30 protein-coding genes are annotated in these 24,091 nt (G+C 33.2%); 28 read left to right on the top strand and 2 right to left on the bottom strand.

Annotation, left to right across the window (positions count from 1 at the left end):
• The first annotated feature begins 7 nt into the window (after positions 1 to 7).
• From ACY3JO_RS00895 to ACY3JO_RS00815, 17 genes are read left to right on the top strand one after another with little or no spacing between them, the layout of a single operon-like run.
• Positions 8 to 1,192 (top strand): NAD(P)/FAD-dependent oxidoreductase, encoded by a 1,185-nt coding sequence (locus ACY3JO_RS00895; protein ID WP_463084939.1) that lies wholly within the window; start codon positions 8 to 10, stop codon positions 1,190 to 1,192.
• On the top strand, positions 1,182 to 2,102 hold the full coding sequence (locus ACY3JO_RS00890) for an alpha/beta hydrolase (RefSeq protein ID WP_463084938.1): 921 nt from the start codon (positions 1,182 to 1,184) through the stop codon (positions 2,100 to 2,102). The genes ACY3JO_RS00895 and ACY3JO_RS00890 overlap by 11 nt, the downstream gene beginning before the upstream one ends.
• Positions 2,089 to 3,045: a S1C family serine protease gene (locus tag ACY3JO_RS00885; RefSeq protein WP_463084937.1), complete on the top strand. Its 957-nt coding sequence runs from the start codon at positions 2,089 to 2,091 to the stop codon at positions 3,043 to 3,045. The genes ACY3JO_RS00890 and ACY3JO_RS00885 overlap by 14 nt, the downstream gene beginning before the upstream one ends.
• Complete coding sequence (locus ACY3JO_RS00880; RefSeq protein WP_463084936.1) at positions 3,042 to 3,638, top strand: IMPACT family protein; 597 nt, start codon at positions 3,042 to 3,044, stop codon at positions 3,636 to 3,638. Before ACY3JO_RS00885 ends, ACY3JO_RS00880 begins: the two co-directional genes overlap by 4 nt.
• Positions 3,619 to 4,566, top strand: a complete 948-nt coding sequence (locus ACY3JO_RS00875; protein ID WP_463084935.1) for an acetoin utilization protein AcuC — start codon at positions 3,619 to 3,621, stop codon at positions 4,564 to 4,566. The genes ACY3JO_RS00880 and ACY3JO_RS00875 overlap by 20 nt, the downstream gene beginning before the upstream one ends.
• A gap of 4 nt (positions 4,567 to 4,570) precedes the next feature.
• Positions 4,571 to 5,023, top strand: a complete 453-nt coding sequence (locus ACY3JO_RS00870) for a GatB/YqeY domain-containing protein (RefSeq protein WP_463084934.1) — start codon at positions 4,571 to 4,573, stop codon at positions 5,021 to 5,023.
• Positions 5,023 to 5,484: a tRNA (cytidine(34)-2'-O)-methyltransferase gene (locus ACY3JO_RS00865; protein ID WP_463084933.1), complete on the top strand. Its 462-nt coding sequence runs from the start codon at positions 5,023 to 5,025 to the stop codon at positions 5,482 to 5,484. The genes ACY3JO_RS00870 and ACY3JO_RS00865 overlap by 1 nt, the downstream gene beginning before the upstream one ends.
• Positions 5,485 to 5,496: 12 nt before the next feature.
• Entirely contained in the window at positions 5,497 to 5,703 is a 207-nt protein-coding gene (locus ACY3JO_RS00860) for an AtpZ/AtpI family protein (RefSeq protein WP_463082900.1), read from the top strand.
• A complete protein-coding gene (locus ACY3JO_RS00855) occupies positions 5,678 to 6,019 on the top strand; it encodes a hypothetical protein (protein WP_463084932.1) in 342 nt (113 codons plus the stop codon). Before ACY3JO_RS00860 ends, ACY3JO_RS00855 begins: the two co-directional genes overlap by 26 nt.
• On the top strand, positions 6,003 to 6,665 hold the full coding sequence (gene atpB / locus ACY3JO_RS00850) for a F0F1 ATP synthase subunit A (RefSeq protein ID WP_463084931.1): 663 nt from the start codon (positions 6,003 to 6,005) through the stop codon (positions 6,663 to 6,665). Before ACY3JO_RS00855 ends, atpB begins: the two co-directional genes overlap by 17 nt.
• A 14-nt stretch (positions 6,666 to 6,679) precedes the next feature.
• Positions 6,680 to 6,937: an ATP synthase subunit c family protein gene (locus ACY3JO_RS00845; protein ID WP_463084930.1), complete on the top strand. Its 258-nt coding sequence runs from the start codon at positions 6,680 to 6,682 to the stop codon at positions 6,935 to 6,937.
• Positions 6,938 to 6,954: 17 nt separating this feature from the next.
• Positions 6,955 to 7,692, top strand: coding sequence for a F0F1 ATP synthase subunit B (atpF, locus tag ACY3JO_RS00840; RefSeq protein WP_463084929.1), 738 nt, complete (start codon positions 6,955 to 6,957; stop codon positions 7,690 to 7,692).
• On the top strand, positions 7,689 to 9,218 hold the full coding sequence (locus ACY3JO_RS00835; protein ID WP_463084928.1) for a F0F1 ATP synthase subunit alpha: 1,530 nt from the start codon (positions 7,689 to 7,691) through the stop codon (positions 9,216 to 9,218). The genes atpF and ACY3JO_RS00835 overlap by 4 nt, the downstream gene beginning before the upstream one ends.
• The gene (atpG, locus tag ACY3JO_RS00830; protein ID WP_463084927.1) at positions 9,190 to 10,089 is read left to right on the top strand and encodes an ATP synthase F1 subunit gamma; all 900 of its coding nucleotides are present in this window, start codon (positions 9,190 to 9,192) and stop codon (positions 10,087 to 10,089) included. The genes ACY3JO_RS00835 and atpG overlap by 29 nt, the downstream gene beginning before the upstream one ends.
• Entirely contained in the window at positions 10,065 to 11,462 is a 1,398-nt protein-coding gene (atpD, locus tag ACY3JO_RS00825; RefSeq protein WP_463084926.1) for a F0F1 ATP synthase subunit beta, read from the top strand. Before atpG ends, atpD begins: the two co-directional genes overlap by 25 nt.
• Before the next feature lie 2 nt (positions 11,463 to 11,464).
• The gene (locus tag ACY3JO_RS00820; protein WP_463084925.1) at positions 11,465 to 11,677 is read left to right on the top strand and encodes a FoF1 ATP synthase subunit delta/epsilon; all 213 of its coding nucleotides are present in this window, start codon (positions 11,465 to 11,467) and stop codon (positions 11,675 to 11,677) included.
• Between the two features lie 7 nt (positions 11,678 to 11,684).
• Positions 11,685 to 11,909 (top strand): hypothetical protein, encoded by a 225-nt coding sequence (locus tag ACY3JO_RS00815; RefSeq protein WP_463084924.1) that lies wholly within the window; start codon positions 11,685 to 11,687, stop codon positions 11,907 to 11,909.
• On the opposite strand, the gene ACY3JO_RS00810 is transcribed toward ACY3JO_RS00815, so the two are convergent.
• Positions 11,890 to 12,477 (bottom strand): glycerol-3-phosphate responsive antiterminator, encoded by a 588-nt coding sequence (locus ACY3JO_RS00810; RefSeq protein WP_463084923.1) that lies wholly within the window; start codon positions 12,475 to 12,477, stop codon positions 11,890 to 11,892. The two genes, ACY3JO_RS00815 and ACY3JO_RS00810, sit on opposite strands and share 20 nt — an antisense overlap.
• A gap of 171 nt (positions 12,478 to 12,648) precedes the next feature.
• Between ACY3JO_RS00810 and ACY3JO_RS00805 the strand changes: the two genes are divergently transcribed.
• Positions 12,649 to 15,759: an Ig-like domain repeat protein gene (locus ACY3JO_RS00805; RefSeq protein ID WP_463084922.1), complete on the top strand. Its 3,111-nt coding sequence runs from the start codon at positions 12,649 to 12,651 to the stop codon at positions 15,757 to 15,759.
• Positions 15,760 to 15,782: 23 nt separating this feature from the next.
• Entirely contained in the window at positions 15,783 to 16,658 is an 876-nt protein-coding gene (locus tag ACY3JO_RS00800) for a PorV/PorQ family protein (protein WP_463084921.1), read from the top strand.
• 47 nt (positions 16,659 to 16,705) lie between these two features.
• Here ACY3JO_RS00800 and ACY3JO_RS00795 read toward each other — a convergent pair whose 3' ends face one another.
• Complete coding sequence (locus ACY3JO_RS00795; RefSeq protein WP_463084920.1) at positions 16,706 to 18,166, bottom strand: RtcB family protein; 1,461 nt, start codon at positions 18,164 to 18,166, stop codon at positions 16,706 to 16,708.
• A 102-nt stretch (positions 18,167 to 18,268) separates the two neighbouring features.
• On the opposite strand from ACY3JO_RS00795, the gene ACY3JO_RS00790 reads away from it, so the two are divergent.
• From ACY3JO_RS00790 to mnmE, 9 genes are all read left to right on the top strand, one after another.
• Positions 18,269 to 18,673 carry a secondary thiamine-phosphate synthase enzyme YjbQ gene (locus tag ACY3JO_RS00790; RefSeq protein WP_463084919.1) on the top strand — a complete coding sequence of 135 codons (405 nt, stop codon included), beginning with the start codon at positions 18,269 to 18,271 and terminating at the stop codon, positions 18,671 to 18,673.
• 245 nt (positions 18,674 to 18,918) lie between these two features.
• Positions 18,919 to 19,467, top strand: a complete 549-nt coding sequence (locus tag ACY3JO_RS00785) for a cysteine hydrolase family protein (protein ID WP_463084918.1) — start codon at positions 18,919 to 18,921, stop codon at positions 19,465 to 19,467.
• Positions 19,464 to 20,648, top strand: a complete 1,185-nt coding sequence (locus ACY3JO_RS00780; RefSeq protein WP_463084917.1) for a nicotinate phosphoribosyltransferase — start codon at positions 19,464 to 19,466, stop codon at positions 20,646 to 20,648. The genes ACY3JO_RS00785 and ACY3JO_RS00780 overlap by 4 nt, the downstream gene beginning before the upstream one ends.
• Positions 20,649 to 20,727: 79 nt before the next feature.
• Positions 20,728 to 20,862 carry a 50S ribosomal protein L34 gene (gene rpmH / locus ACY3JO_RS00775; RefSeq protein ID WP_012547104.1) on the top strand — a complete coding sequence of 45 codons (135 nt, stop codon included), beginning with the start codon at positions 20,728 to 20,730 and terminating at the stop codon, positions 20,860 to 20,862.
• Positions 20,863 to 21,222 (top strand): ribonuclease P protein component, encoded by a 360-nt coding sequence (gene rnpA, locus ACY3JO_RS00770; RefSeq protein WP_463084916.1) that lies wholly within the window; start codon positions 20,863 to 20,865, stop codon positions 21,220 to 21,222.
• Positions 21,215 to 21,472, top strand: a complete 258-nt coding sequence (yidD, locus tag ACY3JO_RS00765) for a membrane protein insertion efficiency factor YidD (protein ID WP_463084915.1) — start codon at positions 21,215 to 21,217, stop codon at positions 21,470 to 21,472. Before rnpA ends, yidD begins: the two co-directional genes overlap by 8 nt.
• Positions 21,473 to 22,102 (top strand): YidC/Oxa1 family membrane protein insertase, encoded by a 630-nt coding sequence (locus ACY3JO_RS00760; RefSeq protein WP_463084914.1) that lies wholly within the window; start codon positions 21,473 to 21,475, stop codon positions 22,100 to 22,102. It abuts the gene before it with no gap.
• Between the two features lie 7 nt (positions 22,103 to 22,109).
• Positions 22,110 to 22,727: an RNA-binding cell elongation regulator Jag/EloR gene (gene jag, locus ACY3JO_RS00755; RefSeq protein WP_463084913.1), complete on the top strand. Its 618-nt coding sequence runs from the start codon at positions 22,110 to 22,112 to the stop codon at positions 22,725 to 22,727.
• Positions 22,724 to 24,085 carry a tRNA uridine-5-carboxymethylaminomethyl(34) synthesis GTPase MnmE gene (mnmE, locus tag ACY3JO_RS00750; protein ID WP_463084912.1) on the top strand — a complete coding sequence of 454 codons (1,362 nt, stop codon included), beginning with the start codon at positions 22,724 to 22,726 and terminating at the stop codon, positions 24,083 to 24,085. Before jag ends, mnmE begins: the two co-directional genes overlap by 4 nt.
• Positions 24,086 to 24,091 lie beyond the last annotated feature (6 nt).

The raw sequence follows: 24,091 nt of genomic DNA, 5'->3' as shown, positions 1-24,091 counted from the left end.
ATAGTATATGAAATATTTTATTATTGGTAACGGGGTTTCAGGAATAACTTCAGCAGAATTAATAAGAGAAAGGGATAAAGAATCTGAAGTAATTGTTATTTCTGAAGAAAAATATCCCTATTATGCAAGGCCACAACTTATAGAATTTTTAGCAGGAAATATTAAAAAAGAGGAAATTTTCTTTTATACTGACGACTGGTACAAAAGTAAAAAGATTAATGTAATATTGGGGGAGAAAGTATTAAGAATAGATATTGCTAAAAAAGAAGTTGAAACGAATAAAGGAAAATACAATTATGATAAACTACTTATTGCTTCAGGAGCAGGACCTCAAATACCTCCTCTTGAAAACATAAATGTAGAGGGTGTTTTTACTCTTAGAACATTAGATGATGCCTTAAATATTCTTTCCTATATGAAGAGAAAAGAAGCAGCAATACTTTTAGGTTGTGGCTTTTTAGGGCTGGAGACAGGAAGGGCTTTATATCAAAGAGGTCTAAGAATTATTGGATTAGAGTTTTTCCCAAGACTTTTACCCAGACAGCTTGATGATGAAGGTAGTAAAGTACTTCAAAATATTATTCAATCTAAATTTGGTTTTAACTTTTATCTTGGAGTAAAGGCAAAGAAAGTATTAGAAAATGATGGAAAATTTGTAGGGATTGAATTAGAAGATGGCAGAATAATAAATGGGGATCTACTTATAATTTCTGCTGGTATTATACCCAATGTGGAATTTGCAAAAAATTCGGGAATAGTTGTAAATAAAGGAATAGTTGTAAATGACTATATGGAGACAAGTGTGGAAGGAATTTTTGCTGTGGGCGACTGTGTAGAACATCAAGGAAAAATTTATGGCATTATTCCAGCATGTTTGGAGCAAGCCAGGGTAGCTGTAGAAAATATAATGGGAAGAAAAGTAGAATATAAAGGCACTATTCCTCTTAATTCCTTGAAAGTTACAGGAATAGATTTTACTTCTATTGGAGAGATTAATCCAGAAGGAGAAGGTTATGAAATAAAGGTTAATAAAAATAAAGAAGGTTTTTATAGAAAACTAATATTTAAGGATGATAAGCTTGTTGGAGCTATTCTTCTTGGGGATAAAAGGAAATATGTTAACAAAATTGTGAGTCTAATAAAGAATCAAGAGATCGTTGAGGATAAGGAAAAGTTACTGTATGAGGACTAAATTACTTGGTATTTTATTATTCCTTTTATTAGTTTTTTTTTGTTGTGGTTTGTCTTTAGATTTTCAAGAGTTTGCTAAAAGAATAAAAAATATGGATGATGATGTATTATATTTTAAATCCTATGATGGCACTTCTATTGCATATAGAATAGTAAAAACGGATAATTCAGAGGCAACTTTGATATTTATTCATGGTATTTCTGTTTATGGTAAGTATTACCTTCCTTTTGCAAAAGCCTTGGCTGATTTAGGGATAAAGGTTTATCTTCCTGATATAAGAGGGCATGGAAGGTCGGAAGGAAGAAGAGGAGATTCCCCTGATTTTAAATCTCTTTCAGAAGATATGTATAGATTTTATGAGATTGTAAGAATAGAAAATCCCGGTTTACCAGTTTACCTGGGTGGCCATAGTATGGGAGCAGCTTTGACCCTAAAATACTTTATGGAGTATAATTTAAATCCTGCAGGTTTGATTCTAATATCTGGTGGATTACCAGTAGAAAAGATCTCTACTAATAGTAATAATATTTTGAAAATAAAGAATACTACCAAGATATTTCAATTCTTATCTTTTTTATTCCCTCATTTTAGGATTATTTCATGGGATCTTCCTGAGGGTGTGGAGGATAAACTTTTAGTTAATAATTACTCTTTAGCCTTTTTTAAATCTGCCTTTCCAGATTCTGTTAAAAAGATATGGGAAACTCTGTATGTTCCTACCCTTGTGGTGGTGGGAGATAGGGATGAATTTTATAATAGGGAAGAATTATTTGAAATAGCAGAAAAATATAAAAGGAATAACATTACTTTTGTAATACTTCAGGAGACAGATCATTTTGATGTTTTAGAGAAAAGTATAGGGAAGATTTATCATTGGATTTTAGGGGGTTCAAAAGATGGAAGACTATGAAAAATTTTTAGAAGCATACTCTAATGCTTTGGTAAGGGTAGTAGAAAAGGTAAGTCCTGCTGTTGTTAATATTGATCTAAGTCAAAGTACTTTTATCCCATTCTTTTTTGGCCCTCAAGAGATTAAAGGCTTTGCCTCTGGTTTTATCTTTACTTCTAATGGATATATCCTTACTAATAGCCATGTTACTCGTCAAGCCACAAAAATTCAGATAACTCTTTCGGATAGAAGATCATATAATGCAGAGCTTGTGGGAGAAGATCCTCAAACAGATCTTTCAGTGCTTAAGATCCCCGAAAAAGATCTTCCTTATTTGGAATTGGGGGATTCTGATGCTTTAAAGGTAGGACAGATTGTTCTTGCCATAGGTAATCCCTTAGGATTTGGGCATAGTGTTACCAGTGGGGTAATAAGTGCTTTAGGGAGATCATTAAGAAGTTATAGTGGGCATCTTATGGAAAATATTATCCAAACAGATGCAGCCCTTAATCCTGGAAGTTCTGGAGGGCCATTAGTGGATATATATGGAAAAGTTATAGGAGTGAATACAGCAATAATACAGGGTGCTCAAGGAATATGTTTTGCTATTCCTATCAATACAGCAAAATGGGTAGCTAGTCTTCTTATAACGGAGGGTAGGATAAGAAGAAGTTATCTTGGTATTATAGGTCAAAGTGTAATAATCCCAAGAAAATTCAGGGATATGTTAAATTTGAAGCAAGAAGGTGGAGTATATATTATAAGAGTAGCTCCATCAAGCCCTGCTCAAAAGGGAAATTTATTAAGTGGTGATATAATAATTATGGCTGGTAATGAATTAATAAACAATATTGATGATTTACATAGATTTTTGAGTCATACACCGCCAAACAGTAAGGTTATATTCAAGGTTATAAGAAATGAAAAGATAAGGGATTTGGAGATAATACTTGGAAGCGAATGAGTTTTGTAGAAAAATATCTAACAATTGAAAATGAAGAAACCTTTGAAGTAAAAATTCAAAGATCTCTTTTCATAGGCATAATAAAACCGTTGGAAACAAATCCCTCTGATATATTAAAAGAGGTGAAAGAAAACTACAAAAATGCTACCCATTATTGTTATGCTTATAGGAAGGTAACGGGAGATGAGTACTTTTCTGATGGTGGAGAACCTACTGGTACAGCAGGAATTCCTATATTGAATGCCTTAAGAGAAAAAGATTTATATAATATAATAGGTATTGTGGTGAGATATTTTGGTGGGATTAAATTGGGTGTAAGAGGACTTATTGATGCTTACCATTTTACAATGGAGAAAACCATAGAAAAGGCTAAAATTGTAGAAAAGATAGTTACTGTCAACTATAGAATTAAGGCTACATATAAAGATTTCCCTAATATAAAGAGGGAACTTATTAAAAATTTTTCCTGTGAGATAGATGAGAATTTTGGTGAAGATGTGGTTTTGGAAGTAAAGGTACCTATATCTTTAAAGGAGGAATTTAGAGAATATATTTCTAAAAGGGGGGTAGAAATTGAAGAATACAGAGAGTAGTTTTATCTGGGGAGAAGAATCTTTACTCTATTCCTTTCCAGAACCTCATCCTATGAATAGAAGAAGATTGGAATCTTTTAAGGAAGAATTAGAAAGAAGAGATACTTTTATAAAAAGAGAAACTCCCCAAATAAGTTCCTATGATGATTTACTGCTTTTTCAAACAAAAGAATATGTAGATTTTGTGATTGAGAAATCAAAGACAGGAGAGGGTTATTTGGATTATGGAGATACACCTGCCTTTTTAGGTTGTTATGAGGCAGCCTCTTATGTAGTAGGTTCTTCCTTAAAAGGTATAGATCTCATAATGGATGGAAAATATAAAAGAGTTTTTGTACCTATGGCAGGTTTGCATCATGCAAGAAGAAATACTGCTGCGGGTTTTTGTATATTCAATGATATTGGAGTGGGTATTGAGTATTTGAGAAGAAATTATAACATTCAAGATATTCTTTATATAGATATTGATGCCCATCATGGGGATGGGGTTTTTTACGAGTACGTGGAGGATCCTCATCTATACATTGCAGATGTCCATGAGGATGGTAGATTTCTCTATCCAGGTACAGGAAAAAGAAATGAGAGAGGAAAAGGGAATGCTTTTGGTACTAAGTTGAATATTCCTTTGCTTCCTGGAGCTTCTGATGATGAGCTTTTACTTGCTTTAGAAGAGATTAAAAATTTTGCTTGGGAAATTAAAGTTGATTTTGTAATTCTACAAGCTGGAGTAGATGGACTTTCAGGTGATCCAATTACCCATTTAAATTACAGTGTGGAAGGTTATGGGAGATTTATAAAAGAAGTAATAGATCTTTCAAATATGGTGTGTAATGGAAAACTATTGATACTTGGCGGTGGTGGTTACAACCCTGAAAATACAAAAAGAGGTTGGATTAAAATTATAGAAATACTGGAGAAGGAGGATTAAAATAATGCTCTATGAAAAGATCACGAAAGATTATATGACTGCTCTAAAAAACAAAGATAATTTTAGGGCAGAAGTTTTAAGTACTTTAAGATCTGCAATTAAATATAGAGAAATTGAGTTAAGAGAAAAGGGTAAAGAATTAGATGATGGAGAAGTGTTAGAGGTAATTAAGAAGGAGCTTAAAAAAAGAAGAGAAGCTATTGAAATGTATAAGCAGGGTGGGAGGCTTGACCTTGCTGAAAAAGAAGAGAAGGAATTAAAGATTTTAGAAGAATATGTACTAGCAGAGCTCTCAGATGAGGAATTAAGGATAAAGATTAAGGAAATAATAGAGAAAGTTGGAGCTACTAATATCAAAGATATGGGAAAGGTTATGAAAGAAGCAATGTCTGGGTTAAAGGGATTGGCTGAAGGGGAAAGGATAAGAAAGATAGTAGAGGAACTTCTCAAAGGTTAATGAAGCATAATCTCCATGTAGTACTTATAGAACCACAGATTCCTTATAATACTGGTAATATTGGAAGGTTATGTGTGGCAACTAATTCTAAGCTTCATTTAGTTGGTAAGCTTGGGTTTTCCTTGACAGATAAATATTTAAAAAGGGCAGGTCTTGATTACTGGAGTTATCTTGATTACGAAACTTACAAGAGTTGGGAAGATTTTTATGAGAAGAATAAAAAGGGAAGGTTTTTCTTGGTTGAATTTCCTGCCTATAAATTTTATACTGAAGTAGAGTATAGAGAAGGAGATTATCTGATATTCGGATCTGAAGATGAAGGAATTCCAGAGGATATTGTCAATAAATATTGGGAGAATTCAATAACTATACCCATGTTTGGGCCAGTTAGATCTTTAAATTTATCAAATTCGGTAGCTATAGTGGTTTATGAGGCGTTGAGACAGATAAAAAGATTTTGATTTTTAAAATAAATGAATAAAAAGAAACCTAAAAACATTTGGGAGATATTTAATTTTACTTTTGCCCTTGGAACAGGGCTTCTTGGTTCTTTATTGGTTAGCATCTTTATAGGATATTATTTAGATAAAGTTTTTGGTACATCACCCGTTTTTCTTTTAGGATTTACAGTTCTTGGAATATGGGTGGGTTTCCGTGATATCTTTAGATTTCTACGGTAAATATTTGAAGATTGCCTTTATAGGAGTACTGATAGGACTTGTTTTATTCTTTTTATATCCTCCCATATCCTTTTTGATTTTTGGATTATGTAGTAGTATAATTACTTTTTGTTGGTTAGCTTATGATTTAAAAAGGTATGGGATAGCAGGATATAATAGAAGTATAATAAAAAGATATGGGGTTTTGATTTTGGCTTTTTTATTAAGTTTGAGAGCTGGCTTTGTAGGAATTATATTATTTTTAATTGGCTATTTAATAGGGCAAGGATATATGATGATAATAACATGGAGGAATGAGGATGGAAAAAGGGCCTGAGATAGGACCTCGGATTATAGGAGAGATCTTTGGTATACCTATTACTAACACTTTCATATCCCTACAGATTGTATCTCTAATAGTTCTTGCTCTTTTATTTTGGTTTAGTTATAAACCCAGAGAAGAGCTTACCACTAAGGAAAATATCGTTGAAACTCTTGTTGAAATGTTCAAAAGATACATTACTGGTTTTTTACCTGAGTATATAGCAGATAGACACCTTGCTTTTTTTGGGACTCTTTTTTTATTTATCCTAATATCAAATTGGTCTGGCTTTATACCGGGTTTTACTTCTCCTACATCCGATATTAATGTAACAGCAGGTCTTGCTATAGGTACTATTTTGTATATTCAATATGCAGCCTTTAAAGAGAAGGGAATAGAATATTTTAAGAGTTTTATCTCACCTTCTATCCTATTTCTTCCTATAAATATCCTTGAGCAGATAACTCGCCCTGTATCTCTTGCACTGCGACTTTTTGGAAATATCTCGGGTGAACATATTGTTCTTGGAATAATCACCATTCTTGCACCTTTGATTGTTCCTGTACCTATTATGGCCTTGAATATGTTTATGGGATTTATTCAAGCTTTTATATTTACAAGCCTTAGCGCTGCATATCTTGCAGCAGCATTAGAAGAGTAAAGGAGGTAAAGAATATGATCGTATGGGTAATTATTGTTTCTATTGTTACAGCAGGTTTTTCTGTGGCTTTAGTAGGTATGAATGCTACAAAGGCTCAGGGAAATGCAGCTGCAAGTGCTTTTGAAAGTGTGGCTCGACAACCAGAGGCTGCTGATCAAATTAACCGTATGCTTCTTTTTGCCCTTGCCTTTATTGAGACTATTATGATATTTACATTAACTGTAGCTCTTATACTTCTTTTTGCAAATCCTCTTTTGGGAAAAATCTCATGAATTAAGAAGGGAAGAATATGTTTTCATTTAGTCCTCTCACTATAATATCTACTATTGTAAACCTACTTGCTCTTGCCTGGTTAGTTAAGAGATATCTTTTAGGTTCTATCATTAGGATAATGAATGAAAGAAGACAAAAGATAGAAAGTGCAATTTTAGAGGCAGAGACTAAATTAAAAGAGGCAGAAGAATTGAAAAAACAAAGGGAAGAACAGCTTTCTCGTGCAAGAGAAGAGGCATCTAAAATTATCCAAGAGGCAGTGGATACTGCTGAGAAGATGAAGAGAGATATATTACAGAAGGCAGAAGAGGAAGCAGAGAGAATTATTATAAGAGCTCATGAAATATCGATAGCAGAAAGAAAAAGAGCCTTAGAGATGGCTAAAAAAGAGATTTTGGATCTATCCAAGATTATTATAAAGGAATTCTTTAGAAGATTCTTACCAGAAGGTACGGAAGAACTCCTTATTATTAGATTTGTTAATGATATGAATTTAGTAATTTCTCAGATAATACCAAACAATTTGAAGGAGGTTAAATTTATTTCTTCGGATAATGTTAAACCCTCTTTGAAAGCTCAGATTGAAGAAAAATTGAGGTCAATTCTTCCAGGGGGTTATAAACTTTCTTTTGAGGTAGATCCTAATATAGGTCTTGGTTTTAAATTATTGATAGGAGAATTTCTTATTGATAATTCCTTAGAGTATCATCTTTCACAAATTTATGAATCCCTAAAAGAGGTTGAGAATATATGAGAGATGAAATATTACGCTTTCCTATAGAAAGAATTGAAGAAAAATTAAAAGAATATGATTTTTCTCCAAGAATATCTAATATTGGTTATGTAAAAAGTGTGGGAGATGGAGTAGTACAGGCTACGCTTTTGAACTCAGCTTTTGTAGGAGAGATGGTAGTCTTTGAATCTGGGGTTGAAGGTCTTGTCCTTAGTTTGAAAGAAAATACAGTTGGAATAGTTCTTTTTGGAAAAGACGAATATGTAAAAGAGGGAGATATAGTATACTCCACTGGTAAAATATTACAAGTCCCAGTTGGTAGGGGATATTTGGGAAGAGTAATAGATCCTCTTGGAGATCCATTAGATGAGGGTGGACCTATTTTTCCTGAGACATATATGCCTGTGGATAGGGAAGCGCCAAGTATTTTTGATAGAGAGCCTGTAAAAGAGCCTTTATATACAGGTATAAGAACGATAGATGCTTTAATTCCTATTGGACATGGGCAAAGAGAACTAATATTAGGAGATAGACAGACTGGAAAAACTACAATTGCTATTGATACTATTATAAATCAAAAGAATTATGGCACCATCTGTATTTATGTAGCTATTGCTCAAAAAAGGACAAATATTGCAAGGCTTGTGCAAACTCTGAGAGAATATGATTCTCTTTCCCATACTATAGTAATAGCAACCTTTCCTGATGAAGCACCCGCATTAAGATATATTGCTCCTATGGCAGGATGTGCCATGGGTGAGTATTTTATGCATCAAGGGGAAAAGGTACTTGTAGTTTATGATGATCTTACAAAACATGCTAATACTTACAGAGAAATAGCATTACTATTAAGAAGAACACCTGGAAGAGAGGCTTATCCTGGGGATATTTTCTATCTTCATGCTCATCTTTTAGAGAGAGCTGCCAAATTAAATAAAAGATTAGGTGGAGGAGCTCTTACTGCTTTACCAATTGCAGAAACCTTAGCAGGAGAAATTGCAACTTATATTCCTACAAATCTCATATCTATAACTGATGGACAAATCTATCTTGATACATCTTTATTTAATTCAGGAATTCGTCCTGCCATAAATGTGGGACTTTCGGTATCAAGGGTAGGTGGTTCTGCTCAACCAAGAGGAATGAGACAGGTTGCTGGAAGATTAAGACTTGATCTTGCTCAATATAGGGAATATGCAATGTTCCTTGAATTTGGTACAGAACTTGATATGGCTACTCAGAAAAAGATAGAAAGAGGGAAAAGAATTGAGGAAATTCTTAAACAAGGTGCTCATGAGGTACAGCCAATAGAAGAACAAATTATAACCTTTTATCTTGCTAATGGCGGATTTCTGGACTCTTATCCTGTAGAAAAAGTTAAGGATGTAGTAGTTAAATATATTGCTTATCTAAAACTTAAGGCTTCGTCTCTATTGTTTTTACTGGGACAGCGATTAGAATTATCAGATCAAATAATTTATCAACTTCATACTACATTTCAGGAATTTCAAAAAGAATATGCCAACCTTACAACAACTCAGGCGTAAAGTAAAGACCATACAAAATATAACTCATATTATCCATTCTATGGAAACCCTAAGTATGGTAAAAATTAGGGCTCTACAGGATAAAGCTTTAAGATTGAAGCCTTATACAGAAGAGCTTTACAGGATATTAGAGGAGATGGTTGTTAGAATTCCTGATGAGTATTTAAATCATCCTTTTATAAAAGAAAGACCTATATTCAAAACAGGAATCTTAGTTGTTACTTCTGATCTTGGATTTTGTGGAAGTTATAATTTACAAATTATAGATGCATTGGAAAAATTTTTAAATAATAAAAAGCCTCAAAACTTAAACTTTTATGTAATTGGGTCTTATGCTAAAAGGTATCTTTCTCAGAAAAAGCTAAATATTAAGAAAACCTATTTAAAATTTTTAGAGGATACATCCTTCTCCCATGCTCAGGTTCTTTCAAGAGAACTTATTAATGATTTTCTTGAAGAAGAGATAGATGAGCTTTATGTTATTCATTTTGATTTTATAAATATTGTGAGACAAGAGGTTAAAGTACATAGAATTCTTCCTATGATTCCTATAAATTTGAAAAATAAAAAAGAAGAATTTTTTATATTTTTACCTTCCTTATCTTCCATATTAGATCCTCTTCTTAATGACATAATAGAGACTCAAATTCACCAGATAGTTCTTGATTCAGCAGCCAGTGAACAAGCTTTTAGAAGATTTGCCATGAAAAGAGCACATGAGAATGCACAAAAGGTATACTCAAAATTGTTATTTCAGCTAAACCAAGTCAGACAAACGCAAATTACCAGAGAGCTTTTAGATATAACTTCCAGTATGGAAACTTTAGAAAAAAGAGGTGAAATGATTTGGAAGGAAAAGTTGTGGCTGTAAATGGTCCTGTTGTTGATGTTTATTTCCAATATGATCTACCCAGCATATATGAAGCTCTGGAAGTAGAGAACCCGGTCAAGAAGGAAAAGCTTATTCTTGAAACAAGAATTCTTTTAGGTGAAGGAAAAGTAAGAACAGTAGCTTTAGGTTCTACAGAAGGTATAAGTAGAGGTCTTATGGTAAAAAGGACCTTTCATCCCATAAGAGTACCAGTAGGAGAAAATGTTTTAGGAAGAGTGGTTAATGTTTTTGGTGAGCCAATAGATGGGGGAGATAAGATTGAAGGAGAATTATCGTCTATAATAAAGTCAGTCTCTGAGTTTAGAAGAGTACAACCCTCCTATGCTATCCTTGAAACAGGAATAAAGGCGATAGATTTACTTACACCCTTCCCCAAAGGTGGTAAAATAGGACTTTTTGGGGGTGCTGGGGTTGGAAAGACAGTTTTAATTATGGAATTAATACATAACGTAGCAGTAGCTCATGGTGGGATATCAGTTTTTGCAGGTATAGGAGAAAGATCTCGTGAAGGGAATGAATTGTGGTTAGAGATGAAGGAATCAGGGGTTTTGTCTAAGGCAGCTCTTGTTTTTGGGCAGATGAATGAACCTCCTGGAGTTAGAATGAGAGTACCTCTCACTGCTCTAACTATTGCTGAATATTTTAGAGATTATTTAGGTAAAGATGTACTACTCCTTATGGACAATATTTTCCGTTATGTTCAAGCTGGGGCTGAAGTTTCTTCAATGTTAGGGAGAATCCCTTCTGCTGTAGGTTACCAACCTACTCTTATTACAGAGCTTGGTGAAGTGGAAGAAAGAATTTTATCTACAGACACTGGCTCTATTACAGCTGTCCAAGCAGTTTATGTTCCTGCAGATGATTTAAGTGATCCAGCTCCTGCTACTATCTTTTCTCATCTTGATTCTACCCTTGTCCTTTCAAGAAGTATTGCAGAAATGGGTATTTATCCTGCAGTGGATCCTCTTGCTTCTTCTTCTCAAATATTAGAGCCAAAGTTTGTAGGATATGAGCATGCAGAGGTGGCAAGAAAAGTAGTAGAGATATTACAACATTATGAAAGTCTTAAAGATATTATTTCCATATTGGGAGTGGAAGAACTTTCTGAAGAGGATAGAATTATAGTAAATAGAGCAAGAAAAGTACAACTTTTCTTATCTCAGCCTCTTTTTGTTGCAGCCCATTATACAAATATACCTGGGGTCTACGTGCCAAGAGTGAAGACTATTGAAGGTTTTAAGGCTATTGTGGAAGGAGAGGTGGATGATCTCCCTGAAGATGCTTTCTATATGGTTGGTACTCTAGAAGATGCTAAGAAAAAAGCTGAAGAGCATGGTGCTCTCATGTATTAGCCATGAAAGAAGATGTTAAGAAGGAAGTATATTTAGAAATTGTAACACCAGTAAAAGTAATATATAGGGGATTTGTAAATTCAATTATTGTACCAGTAGAGGATGGCATGATTGGAATCTTACCAAGACATGTAAATACATTGGCAAGAATTGTTCCTGGAATTCTTATTGCAAAAACTGATAAAGGATCTTCTTATTTTGTAGGTAGTAGGTAAAGGATTTATGGAGTTTATTGGAGATAAGGCATATGTTATTACCGATAATGCAGAGATAATAGAGAATATTGATTTTCATAATTTAGAAAAGGAAGAAAAAGAGCTAAGAGAAAAACTAAAAGAAACCCAAGATAAAGAAATACGAGAAAAGATGAAATATGCTCTTCTTTTAAACTCTTATAAGAAAAGAGCTCTCCAATTATTCTTAGAGATTAAAGATTCCACAAAGTGAAAGAAGTTGTAGATATGGCTGTTGCTCCTGCTGCAAGAATTTCCTTTGCTTCCTCTGGGGTTCTTATTAATCCTCCTGCGATTAATGGATATGGAATCTGACTTTTTAGCTCTTCTCCTAAATGAATAAAGATGATTCCAGGAAGGATTTCTACAAGATCAGGTTCTGCTGTTTGCATGATCTTTACACCGGTGGCTAAGGCGGAAGAATCAAGTACAAAGAATCTTTGTATGGCTATCAAATCTTCTGCTTTTGCTTGCTGTATCAAATTGGATCTTGTGGTAATAACCCCATCTATTCCTACTACATCTCCCAAATATCTTAAAGCATATTTGTCTTGTGCCAAACCCTCTAATAAATCTAAATGGATAAATACTAATTTATTATGAGCTTTTATCTCTTGTACAATATTGGGTAAAGTTAGGACATTCGTTTTTAACAAAAATAAGACCTTTGATTTACTTTGAAGAGCTTGAGGAAGTCTTTCCTCTTCTCTAACAGCGGCAATAATAGGACTTCCTTTAATGATATCTAGGAATTCCTTCACGCTGATTTTTTTCTTTTCCATTTCTCTCCCCTCTTACAAAGATTTTTAAAAAACTTATAATCTCTTGCTTTTATTATATCAGAAAAAGCAAGGAACTGTAAAGAATTAAAAAAGTTCAATGGGGATAATAAGAATTTTTGTGATATAATAACAACAAATTCTTAAGATTGAGAATAATTAGGGGAGGGATTTATGTATAAAAAAGTTCTATTTTTAACATTTTTTATATTTCTACTTATTAGTTATACTTTAGCTCAAACTATTACTTGGCAATCTGGTTATCCAAAACCTCTTCCTAGTGGAAGAATTGAATTAAGATGGAATAATATTTCTGGAGCTACAAGTTATACAATTTATAGAATAGAAGGTAATGGAAATCCATATCCATCTTATACATATGTTATTGTAACTTCTAATGTATACACTGATTTAAATACTAAAGATGGTTTTTTATATAGTTATGTCGTAGCAACTAATGTATCAGGGACAACATATACTTCTCCTATTGCATCTGTAAAGGCTGACAAGACAAAACCATCTATTGAGAATCTTTCTGCATATCCTAATCCATTTTCTCCCGATGGAGATGGTTTTAGAGACATGGTTAATATATCATTTTATATAAGTGAATATGCTACTGTAACAGTTACTCTTAGAGATAGTAATAATACAACTTATACATTACCTGATTGGAATGGAAGAATTTGTCCAGTACCTAAAACATATAATGTGGAATGGGATGGCTATTTTGGGAATTCCTTAGCTAATGAAGGAATAATTATTTATACAATAACTGCTACTGATTATGCAGGGAATGTTAATACAGCCTCCAGTAAATTGATCTTAGATATTCCTGATGTGGAGGTTTCTAACCTTATAGGAACACCTAATCCTTTTGGTTCTATGTTGGATCCAAATAAAGAATTTTATAAGGCTACATATACTAAGCCTTTTACAGACACCTATGGGAATGAATTTAACAAAGATCCATCTTTTTATCTTGATCAAGAAAGTATAACCATAGGTGGTATAGCTATAAGCTTTGATATAAAGCCTTCTACATCGTCTTTAGCAAGTGTGAAAATATCTACTGTTGATAGTAATAACAATGTAGTAAGGACTATGGCTTTCGACAGTGTAACAAGTCCTGCAACCTTTTATTGGTACGGTGAAAAAGATTTAGAGCTTGTTAAGGAGAAACCAGAGGACCCAACCTCTTGGTATTATAAGATTGTGGGAAATCCCCCAGGAAATTATAAGGTTATTTTAGAAGCAAGCTATTCCATCATAGATCCTGTCAGTCTTACCGTTATTAATGTTCCTCTAAAACCTTTAATAACAAATATCACCTTAGGAGAGATTATAGTTGTACCAGAAGATGTAACTCCTCCTAAAGTCCTCTCAATATATCCATCTTCAGGTTCTTTGGTAAGCAATATATCCATTGTTTCTGCTGTTTTAGATGATGGGGGAGGAGTTGGTCCAGATTTAGAAAAATCTACAATAAGGGTAAGAGATAATATTGGGAGATATTTAGGGGGAATACAATCTAACAATGGTTATGATACTATTTATTGGACATTTACCAGCACTCTTACAACTGGATATTATACTATAGAGGTAGAACCAATAGATAAAAGAGGAAATAAAGGAAGTTTAGTAACTTCAAGTTTTATTATAGACAATTCTTCTCCTCAATTTATAGATGTAGAGCCTAAGGGTGCTATAATTGGGGCATCTGAGATAAAAATTAATTATAGGGATGAAGGGTCAGGCTTAAATCTTTGGGATAATTACCCTTATTCTCCCGTAGGTTCTCATATTGAGCTCTTTAATCCAAATGGTGCTTCTCAAAAATTATTATTTAATAAAGCTAAAACTACATCTATATTGGCTGTGGCTGATATACCTTCATCTATGAATATGATTGATGGAATTTATAATATGGGCATTTATTTAGTAGATAAAGCTGGAAATTCTACTTTTACTACTACTTCTTTCTTATTAGATACAACTCCACCGTATATTATTAATACTTCTTTAAATTCTACCACTCTAAACTATACCTTTACTGATATTCAAATAACGGTAGGGGATGCTGGTGTCGGAATAGACTTATCTCCTGTAAAAACTTTTATGAGACTTTCTTCAGCATCTGGTGATATTATAGCTGGACCTGAAATAGCAGGAACATATACCTATACATATACTACTCCCAATAATGCAACTCTAATCTTAAAGATACCTTTAGGATATAATTTTACAGAAGGGGATTATTATCTCACTATAAGACTTACAGATCTTCTTGGGAATCCTTTCTTTAATACCACAAAAATTACAATAGATTTGAGTCGTCCTGTTATAATTTCAGTTTCGCCAACGGGCAATGTATCAAAAGTTGAAAAAATAGAAGTAAAATATATAGATACAGGTACAGGTGTTGATGTTACAAAATCTGGTATAAACTTAGTTACCCCTATAGGTAATTTCCGTTTAGATTTTGATCCTAATTTATCTGATAAGAATCTACTTATAGCGTCTATACTATCTGATATTTTGACTCAAGATGGAATTTATAATATGGCGATAACTCTATATGATATGGCAGGAAATTATATAGCTACCAATACTTCCTTTACATTAGATACCAGTAAACCTTATGTAGAAAGTACATATCCTACAAAGAATGCTATACTCGTATTACCACCCCCTCAAGTATCAGTGTTAGTAAAAGATAATACTACTGGGATTGATACTAACATTAATAAGACATACATAAAGCTTAGAGATCCTTATGGAATGGAAGTTGGTACATATACTTATCAGATATCCTCAGATTCTCGTACTGCTACCCTTACTGTAAACACTACTTCTTATACATGGACTAAAGGCATTTATACTGTAATCTTAAGGGTTACAGATAATACTGGTAACTTTTTAGATGATACTTATACATTTAACTTAAATTTAGAGGCTTCTTCTACTGCTTCTGGAGATGTTATCGTAACACCATCGATCTTTTCTCCTAAGAAGGGGGTACTTAGAATAGATTTCCAATTACAGGCTTCATCTGGAAATATATCAGAGGTAAAAATAGATATATATAGTATGAACGGTACATTGGTCAAGGCCATATATAGTAAGACTTTTAATAGCTTGCAGGTTCAAGATACTGTAACATGGGATGGTAAGGACAATTTAGGTAGATTAGTGCCTAATGGCTATTATCTTGTAAAGATTACAATTAAAGAATCAAGTGGGGCGGTTAAATATAAGTTTAAGGGATTTGTTGTAATTAAGTGATAATTTTTAGGAGGAGAGATAAAATGCGAAAAATAGTGTTGCTTGTTTTAGCTATAATAATTTTATCTTCTGTATCTTATGCTCAAACCTATGGAGGATTTTCTGAAGGACCTTCTCTTGGATGGAGTCCAAGGGCTATGGGTATGGGAGGTGCTTTTATAGCAATAGAAGGAGATATTAATGGGATTACATATAATCCAGCCTCAATAGCGAGACTTTATAACTCTCAATTTTTTATCTCCTATAATTATTTGGGTTTAAATCCTGAAAGCCTTGGTTTTAGTGGATCTAATATAACAGGTACTATTATATCCTTTGCTGTACCTGATAAAGGAATGTGGGCAAGTGCATTATATTATAGTAAGATTTCTCCAGATGAAGAATTAGGGGTATCATATTCTGAGAATGTGATAGCCTATTCTATAAGTAAAGTTTTGTTTTCTAATCTTTCTGTAGGAATGAGTATTAAAAAAATGTGGGCAGTTTTACCATCTCCTTATAATTCAGAAGGTTTAGGCATAGATTTAGGGGTAATATTTAAACTTACTCCTCAAGTTAAAATTGGAGCGGTAGTTTATGATCTCTATAATAATGTGTCATGGTCTGATGGTACAGAATCTTACAATGAACCAATAACACCAAATATCAAGGTTGGGCTTTCATATCAATCAGAAAATTTAGTAGTATCTGGAAATTTTGATATCCCATCTTTAAGTTTCCATGTTGGTGGGGAATATTTGTTTAAGAAAATCATATATGTGAGATTAGGATGGAATATAGATTCTCCGACTTTTGGCCTTGGTTTTAAAAAGGATAATATAGTAATTGATTATGCTCTTTTATACTCTTTAAACTTGGGTGGATTTTACCATCGAGTAGGTCTTTCTATGAGCTTTTGAGGAAACTATTTTAAAGGGGGAAGGATATAAAACTTCCCCCTTTTATTTTATCCTTTGATTACAGCCAAAGGTTTCATTTGGGCAACCCTTTTTGAGATTTCCACATTATGTACTACGTTTACCACATCCACTACATTTTTGTAAGCTTCTGATGCTTCTTCTACTATAGAAGCCTTAGATGCTGCCTTTACTATAATCCCTTTTTCAAGTAGCTCCCTTTCAATATCTGATGCTCTTAAGCCACTTTTTAAAAGCTTACTTCTGCTTTGGGTTCTTCCTGCTCCGTGGCAAGTAGATCCAAAGGATAGTTCCATTGCCTTAGGAAGACCTATAAGAAGAAAAGAAGATCTTCCCATATCTCCTGGTATTATCACCGGCTGACCTATATCCTTGTAATCTTCTGTGAGGTCAGGATGTCCTGCTGGAAAGGCTCTTGTAGCTCCTTTTCTATGTACCACCACCTCTTCTATTTTTCCATCAATATCGTGTTTCTCTAATTTGGCAATATTATGGGCCACATCATAAATAAGTCTCATTCCTAAGGATTCAGCTCCCTCCCTAAATACTTTTTCAAATACCTCTCTCACCCAGTGGGTTATCATTTGTCTATTTGCCCAAGCAAAGTTGGCTGCACAAGACATGGCTGAGAAATAATCTTGACCTTCAGGAGAATCAAAGGGAGCACAAGCAAGTTGTTTATCTGGTACTTCAATGCCATATTTTCTCATGGCATTAGACATTACTCTGATATAATCTTCAGCTACCTGATGTCCAAGACCACGAGATCCTGTATGTACCATAATTACTATCTGATCTGAAAAGATTCCTAATTTATCTGCTATCTCTGGCTCAAAAACTCTACTAACTACTTGAATTTCCAAGAAGTGGTTTCCTGAGCCCAAAGTCCCTAATTGATACTCTCCTCTTTCCTTTGCTTTTTTGGATACCTTATCTGGATCTGCATATGTTAGTCTTCCTCTTTCTTCGATATGTTCTAAATCTTCTTTCCATCCATATCCCTGTTTTACAGCCCATTGAGCACCTTTTTCAAGTACCTCATCAAGTTCTTTACCTTTTACTCTCAGATCTCCTTCTGAGCCTACACCAGCTGGGATCTTATCAAAAAGCTCATCTACCAACTCTCGTATCTTTGGTAAAACATCTTCTTTTGATAAATTAGTTCTTATCAATCTTACACCGCAATTTATATCGTATCCTACACCTCCTGGAGAAATAACTCCTTCCTTTTTCTTCATAGCTGCCACTCCACCTATAGGAAATCCATATCCCCAATGGATATCCGGCATAGCTAAAGAGTATTTTAGTATGCCAGGTAGAGATGCAACATTGGCTACCTGTTCTGGAGATTGGTCTTTAACAATATCTTCCATTAATTTTTCATCAGCCAATATAATTCCTGGTACCCTCATAAAAGGCTTATAATCCTTAGGTATCATATATCTATAATCATCTATCTTAATAAGTTTTCCTTTCCATTCATTTCCCATTTTTTATCACACCTCCTAAAACTTTTATATTTCTAAATCTTCCTAATATTTATTATAATGAAAAAGATATGAAAAATAAAAAGAAGGGAGGAAATCAAGCTTATGTTTTACGAAATCTCCGTATCTACTCCTCAAAAGGTAGCTCTTGTAGATATAACAGATAAGATTGAAGAAACTATAAAGAAAAGTAATGTAAAAAATGGAATTTGTTTCATTTTTGTCCCTCATACTACAGCAGGAATATTAATAAATGAAAATTATGATCCCAGTGTGGTGAGAGATATTATATCTACTTATGATAAGATAGTTCCCTCTAACATTCCCTATGCTCATGCTGAAGGAAATTCTCCTGCTCATATTAAGAGTACTATTGTAGGGACAAACACCTTTCTATTTGTAAGGGAAGGAAAGCTTAAGCTTGGAACTTGGCAAGGGGTTTTTCTAGCTGAGTTTGATGGACCAAGATATAGAAAAGTATGGGTTGACATATGGGAAGAAAAGGAATAAAATCATTTACAGTTTGTACTTATAGAAAGGGGGGAAGATAAGATGGCATGGTATTGGTGGGTATTAATAGTTATTGTGATTATTCTTCTTATTTGGTATTTCATGAAGGGGAAAAAATAGGATTTTAATTTTATAATTTTTAGATTATTCTTGAAGGAAGGTCTATGGAGGCCTTCCTTCTTTATTTATATTTTTTATTGTTATTGTTATAATAGAAATCAAAGAAAATAGAAAGGGGGAGTATGATGCGTCCTGCTTTAATTATAGTGGATATGGTTGTGGATTTTGTTACAGGAAAATTTGGTAATCCATATGCTCAAGAGATAATTCCTAATATTAAGCTTCTTATTGAAAAGGCTCATGAGAAAAATATACCTGTTATCTATTTAAGGGATTCTCATTCTGGGGATGATAAAGAGCTTTCCTTATGGGGGAAACATGCCATGGAAGGAGATAAGGGTTCTGAAATAATACCTGAACTTGCTCCTTCTCCTCAAGATTATGTAATAAAGAAAAAAGTTTATAGCGGTTTTTATAAAACAGATCTTGAAGATATTTTAAAGAAACATAATGTGGATACAGTGATACTTACAGGTACAAGCACCCATATATGTGTACTTCACAATTCTGCTGATGCCTTTTTTAGAGGTTTTGATGTGATCGTTATTTCCGATGCTTCTGCATCTTTTGTTCCCGAAGAGCATGAAAGAGCTTTAAAATATATGAAAGAAATACATAATGCAAAGATATATACAACTCAAGAATTTATAGAAAAATGGAGGGAGATAAATTGAAAGAATTTTTGATTGCAAAACCAGATGAAATAAAGAATGGTTTATGTACTGATGCCTATTTTTTAAGGACTGAAGAGGTATTAGATGGCTTAAATAAAAATCCCCAAGTAGTGATGGAACTTTTTACAAAAAGTTTTCCTGATGAAAACTATCAGTTTGGAATAGTTCTTGGAATATATGAAGTAGCGAAACTTTTAGAAGGTCTTCCAGTGGATGTTTATGCCATGGAAGAGGGAGAGATATTCTTCCCTTATGAGCCTGTGCTTCAAATAAGGGGAAAATATAGAGATTTTGCCCGGTATGAAACGGCTATATTAGGGTTTATTTGTTTCATGTCGGGTATCGCAACAAAATCAGCACGTGTAAGAATTGCAGCAGGAAATAAAAAGATATATAGTTTTGGGACCAGAAGACAACATCCATTTTTAGCCCCAGTAGTAGAGTATGCCACATATGTGTCTGGATTTGATGGAGTATCTAATGTGTTAGGGGCAAAGTATATTTATAAAAATCCTGTTGGTACTATGCCTCATGCATTAATTTTGATTATAGGAGACGAAAAAGAAGCTTTTTCAGCTTTTGATCAATATGTAGATCCTAAAATACCAAGAATTGCCCTTGTAGATACCTATGGTTCTCCTACTATAGGTGCATTAAACGCTTTGGAAGCTTTGAAAGATAAGCTTCAAGGTATAAGAATAGATAGCAAGGATTTTTCTTATCTTATAAAAGATATTAGATGGGAATTTGCAAGAAGAGGTTATAATAATATTCAGATATTTTTGAGTGGGGGGCTTGATGAATATGAAGTGGAAAAATACAGAGACTTGGTAGATGCTTTTGGAATTGGAACAAGGGTAGCTAATGCCCCAGTTATAGATTTTGCCTTAAAAGTTGTAGAAGTAGATGGGAACCCAATTGCTAAAGTGGGTAATATGCCAGGTGCAAAACAGGTTCAGAGAAGTGAAAATTTTAATGATACGGTAAGACTTCATACTTCAGAATTACTTCCTGGTAAAAAGCCTCTTTTAAAACCTCTTATATCTCAAGGTAAGATCATAAGAGACTTTGAAGAGACAGATAATATTAGAAAGAGAATATTAAACAATATCAGTTCTTTACCTGAGGAATTTAAGATTATAAAAGGAGGAAAGAAATACATTCCCGAGTTTTTACCTTGACGATAAAAGCCTTTTTTGTTAGTATTACTTTGTATTCCTAGAAATACAGAAATTTTTAAAGAAAAGGAGAGGGTAAGGAATGAAGAGGACTTATCAGCCTAAAAAACATCATAGAAAAAGAGTCCATGGTTTTCTTGCCCGTATGAGAACTCCTGGTGGTAGAAGAGTTATAAAAAGAAGAAGAGCGAAGGGAAGAAAGAGATTAACAGTATAATTGAGACTTTATTCATTTCCAAAAGAGGAAAGGTTAAAAAAACAAGAGGATTTTTTACGTATTTTAAGAGAGGGAAGACATTATTTCCTCTCTAAGAATTTTGTTGTTTATATAAGAAGAGGAGAAAAAAGAAGAATAGGAATAAGTGTAAGTAAAAGAGTAGGGCCTGCAGTAGTAAGGAATAGAATAAAAAGACTTATAAGAGAAGTATATAGACTTCATAGACCTTACTTAAGTGATGATGCAGAGATTCTTGTAATAGTTAAGCCAGGAGAAAATATAGAAGATATTAATTATCACAAAATTAAGGATATGCTATTGAATATGTGGAAAAAAGCTGGTATTTTAAAAGATGCTTAAGAAATTGTTAATTTTAGTTATAAAAATATATAAGAGACTTATATCCCCCCTTTTACCTTCTTCCTGTCGTTTTTATCCTACCTGTTCTTCCTACGCCTTAGAAGCTATAGAAAGGTTTGGAGTTTTTGAGGGTAGTATTCTTGCTATAAAGAGAATTTTGAGGTGCCATCCTTTTAATCCGGGTGGTTATGACCCTGTACCCACAAAAGAAGAATTATTAGAATTGAAATTGCAAAGGAGGAATAAATAAATGATAAATGCTTTAGCAAATGGATTGGGATATCTATTAGAGCTTTTTTATAGTTGGACTGGAAATTATGGGATTGCTATAATATTTTTGGTGATTCTTGTAAGAATTATTTTATATCCATTAACTCATGCTCAATTAAGAAATATATTTCTTCAGCAAAAAATTCAGCCTGAGATAAAAAAGATTCAGGAGAAATTTAAAGATGATCCTCAAGAAATGAATAAGCAGATTATGATTCTTTATCAGCAGTATAAAATTAATCCAATGATGGGATGTTTGCCTCTTCTTATTCAATTTCCAATTCTTATTGCCTTATATCAATTGTTGTTACATTATAAATATACTGTGACCCCCAGTTTTCTATGGATGACTGACCTTACTAAACCTGACTATCTTCTTTTGATTATCATGGCTGTTGTAACTTATTTTTCTGGGGTACTGTCTTCCTTGTCTTCAACACCAGAGCAAAAGAGACAGCAACAAATTATGAATATATTTACAACCCTGCTTTTTACTGGAATGTTTCTACTTTATAAAGTTCCTGCTGGTGTGATGCTTTATTGGCTTGTATCCAGTTTGTTCCAATTATTACAACAATATATGGTATTTAGGCTCCATAAGGAGGTCTAATACTGATATGAAGGAGATAGAAATAGAGGGTAAGACTTTGGAAGATGCTCTTCTCAAGGCTAAAGAGATTTTGGAGGTTCCTCTTGATAAGATAGATTATAAAATTATTGAATATGGAAGAGAAGGAATTTTAGGGATAGGAGCAAGGCCTTTTCGCATATATGCTTGGATAAAAGAAATTCCTGAAGATATATTGAGGAAATTTATAAAGGAAATCTTAAAAAGGTTAAATGTTAAAGCTAAAATAAAGATATTAAAGGAAGAGGGAAATATAAAAATAAGTATTGAGGGAGATAATTTAGGAGAATTAATTGGTCCTGCAGGAAGAACACTTTCATCCTTAGAGTATATAATCCGTCTTTATGCCTCTAAAATGCAGATAACTGATATTATTACGTTGGATATTGATCATTATAGAGAAAGAAGAGAAAAGTATTTAGAAGAGTTGGCAAAGAAGATAGCTGCTAAGGTAAAAAAAGAAAAGAAAGAGTACAAACTAAAACCTATGACACCAAAAGAGAGAAGAATAATTCACTTAACTTTACAAGATGATCCTGATGTAATTACATATAGTGAAGGAGAAGATCCAGAAAGATATGTGGTTATAGCACCTAAGGAAAAATGAAAGATACAATCACAGCTATAGCTACCCCTCTTGGTTATAGTGCTATTGGGATAATCCGAATAAGTGGACCAAAGGCTATAGAAATTGCTAAGAAAATTTTTTTACCTATCAAAGAGATGGATCTTGAAAAAGTGCCTTCTCATACTTTGCATTATGGGAGAATCTACTATAATGATGAGTTCATTGATGAGGTACTTTTAGCTGTTTACAAAGGTCCAAATTCCTATACAGGCGAGGATATGGTGGAGATATTTACCCATGGGAGTCCTATTATTCTTGAAGAAGTTTTAAAAATTATCATTAATGAAGGTGCTCGAATAGCAGAAAAAGGTGAATTTACCAAGAGAGCCTTTTTAAATGGAAAGATTGATCTTCTCCAAGCAGAAAGCATAAATGAAATTATAAGGGCAGAAAGTAAAGCGTCATTAAGGATAGCTCTATCAAAATTAGAGGGTGACACTTCTAAAAGGATAAGAGAATTAAAAGATAGAGTAGAATTTTTAAGAGTACAATTGGAAGCCTCTATAGATTTTCCTGATGATGTGGAAGAAAAGGAGAGTTCAGAGTGGATAAGAATATTGGAAGAGATTAAAAAAGAAGTAGAGGAACTTTTATTAAAGGGAGAGAAAGGTGATTTAATTAAAGAAGGCTATAAAGTTATATTAGTAGGAAAGCCAAATGTGGGAAAGTCAAGCATTTTTAATTCTTTAATGAGGGAAGATAGGGCAATAGTAACACCAATACCAGGTACTACAAGGGATTATATAGAAGGAGAGATTTATTTATCTGGTTATCTTATAAAAATTTATGATACTGCGGGTCTTTCTATTCCCCGTGATATACTGGATAAATTGGGAATGGAAAAAACTAAAAAGATCCTTGAAAAATCAAATATTATTCTTTTTGTACTTGATGGAAGTCTTGAAATTACTGAGGAGGAAAAGAATCTTTTTCAAGAGATAATGGGTTATGAAAATAAGAAAGTTTTATTAGTTGTCAATAAAATAGACCTACCTTTGAAAATTGATCTGTCCTTTTTTCCTGAGAATATAGAAAGGGTATACGTGTCTGCTAAAAATAATATAGGTATTGATAAATTAGAAGAGAAACTTAGAGAATATATAATTGCAGAAGAATCTATAGATGGATTATTTCTAAATATATATCACAAAGAAGAGCTAAAAAAAATAAATAATTTAATGGATGAGTCAATAGAAACTTTGAAAAATTTTAATGCTATTGATATACTTGGGTCTTTTCTTTATGATATTGAAAGATCATTGGGGAATATGTTAGGTGAGGAGGTATCTTTAGATATTGTGGATAAAATATTTGAAAACTTTTGTGTAGGGAAATAGGAGGTT

The organism is Dictyoglomus sp. LHC4 (genome assembly GCF_055181355.1).
This window is presented reverse-complemented; position numbering and strand designations above follow the sequence as displayed.

What these genes read in the sequence shown, in the direction of transcription:
- ACY3JO_RS00805 (WP_463084922.1), top strand. Translation starts at nt 12,649, where the DNA reads ATGTATAAAAAAGTTCTATTTTTAACATTTTTTATATTTCTACTTATT.
- ACY3JO_RS00870 (WP_463084934.1), top strand. Translation starts at nt 4,571, where the DNA reads ATGCTCTATGAAAAGATCACGAAAGATTATATGACTGCTCTAAAAAAC.
- ACY3JO_RS00895 (WP_463084939.1), top strand. Translation starts at nt 8, where the DNA reads ATGAAATATTTTATTATTGGTAACGGGGTTTCAGGAATAACTTCAGCA.
- ACY3JO_RS00795 (WP_463084920.1), bottom strand. Translation starts at nt 18,166, where the DNA reads ATGGGAAATGAATGGAAAGGAAAACTTATTAAGATAGATGATTATAGA.
- atpF (WP_463084929.1), top strand. Translation starts at nt 6,955, where the DNA reads ATGTTTTCATTTAGTCCTCTCACTATAATATCTACTATTGTAAACCTA.
- ACY3JO_RS00865 (WP_463084933.1), top strand. Translation starts at nt 5,023, where the DNA reads ATGAAGCATAATCTCCATGTAGTACTTATAGAACCACAGATTCCTTAT.
- ACY3JO_RS00880 (WP_463084936.1), top strand. Translation starts at nt 3,042, where the DNA reads ATGAGTTTTGTAGAAAAATATCTAACAATTGAAAATGAAGAAACCTTT.
- ACY3JO_RS00820 (WP_463084925.1), top strand. Translation starts at nt 11,465, where the DNA reads ATGAAAGAAGATGTTAAGAAGGAAGTATATTTAGAAATTGTAACACCA.
- ACY3JO_RS00835 (WP_463084928.1), top strand. Translation starts at nt 7,689, where the DNA reads ATGAGAGATGAAATATTACGCTTTCCTATAGAAAGAATTGAAGAAAAA.
- ACY3JO_RS00860 (WP_463082900.1), top strand. Translation starts at nt 5,497, where the DNA reads ATGAATAAAAAGAAACCTAAAAACATTTGGGAGATATTTAATTTTACT.
- ACY3JO_RS00845 (WP_463084930.1), top strand. Translation starts at nt 6,680, where the DNA reads ATGATCGTATGGGTAATTATTGTTTCTATTGTTACAGCAGGTTTTTCT.
- ACY3JO_RS00815 (WP_463084924.1), top strand. Translation starts at nt 11,685, where the DNA reads ATGGAGTTTATTGGAGATAAGGCATATGTTATTACCGATAATGCAGAG.
- yidD (WP_463084915.1), top strand. Translation starts at nt 21,215, where the DNA reads ATGCTTAAGAAATTGTTAATTTTAGTTATAAAAATATATAAGAGACTT.
- ACY3JO_RS00785 (WP_463084918.1), top strand. Translation starts at nt 18,919, where the DNA reads ATGCGTCCTGCTTTAATTATAGTGGATATGGTTGTGGATTTTGTTACA.
- atpB (WP_463084931.1), top strand. Translation starts at nt 6,003, where the DNA reads ATGGAAAAAGGGCCTGAGATAGGACCTCGGATTATAGGAGAGATCTTT.
- ACY3JO_RS00890 (WP_463084938.1), top strand. Translation starts at nt 1,182, where the DNA reads ATGAGGACTAAATTACTTGGTATTTTATTATTCCTTTTATTAGTTTTT.
- ACY3JO_RS00810 (WP_463084923.1), bottom strand. Translation starts at nt 12,477, where the DNA reads ATGGAAAAGAAAAAAATCAGCGTGAAGGAATTCCTAGATATCATTAAA.
- atpG (WP_463084927.1), top strand. Translation starts at nt 9,190, where the DNA reads ATGCCAACCTTACAACAACTCAGGCGTAAAGTAAAGACCATACAAAAT.
- rpmH (WP_012547104.1), top strand. Translation starts at nt 20,728, where the DNA reads ATGAAGAGGACTTATCAGCCTAAAAAACATCATAGAAAAAGAGTCCAT.
- ACY3JO_RS00885 (WP_463084937.1), top strand. Translation starts at nt 2,089, where the DNA reads ATGGAAGACTATGAAAAATTTTTAGAAGCATACTCTAATGCTTTGGTA.
- ACY3JO_RS00790 (WP_463084919.1), top strand. Translation starts at nt 18,269, where the DNA reads ATGTTTTACGAAATCTCCGTATCTACTCCTCAAAAGGTAGCTCTTGTA.
- mnmE (WP_463084912.1), top strand. Translation starts at nt 22,724, where the DNA reads ATGAAAGATACAATCACAGCTATAGCTACCCCTCTTGGTTATAGTGCT.
- jag (WP_463084913.1), top strand. Translation starts at nt 22,110, where the DNA reads ATGAAGGAGATAGAAATAGAGGGTAAGACTTTGGAAGATGCTCTTCTC.
- ACY3JO_RS00760 (WP_463084914.1), top strand. Translation starts at nt 21,473, where the DNA reads ATGATAAATGCTTTAGCAAATGGATTGGGATATCTATTAGAGCTTTTT.
- ACY3JO_RS00800 (WP_463084921.1), top strand. Translation starts at nt 15,783, where the DNA reads ATGCGAAAAATAGTGTTGCTTGTTTTAGCTATAATAATTTTATCTTCT.